This is a genomic window from Ensifer sp. ENS10 (assembly GCF_014852025.1).
Classification (GTDB): Bacteria; Pseudomonadota; Alphaproteobacteria; order Rhizobiales; family Rhizobiaceae; genus Ensifer.
This window is the reverse complement of the sequence record NZ_JACVAS010000071.1, coordinates 1-255: the sequence shown is the minus strand read 5'-3', so window position 1 is coordinate 255 and position 255 is coordinate 1. Positions and strand designations below refer to the sequence as shown.

Here is a 255-nt window from a genome sequence, read left to right as displayed (position 1 = left end):
AAAACGTCAGCTGCGATCCAACATAGCGCTGCTCACGTTTGCACAGGACGTCGCGCAACCGATCCGGGGCGAGATTCAGCGGGCGGTGCAGGTCATCGGGTCGGGCAGGGACGATCGCAAACCGCGCGTTGTAGTGCTCTATGAAGCCCGGCAAAAACCTATTGCCAGCCTCCATGTCGTCGATACCCGCCAGCCGTAATTCCTTGACCAGGCGATCTTGCAGCGTCCGGTTCATCCGCTCGACGCGACCTTTGG

General features: G+C 60.4%; 1 pseudogene. It reads right to left on the bottom strand.

Going from position 1 to position 255, the window contains the following annotated elements:
* Window positions 1-255 (bottom strand): annotated as a pseudogene (locus IB265_RS37980) (ISNCY family transposase); the annotation flags it as partial.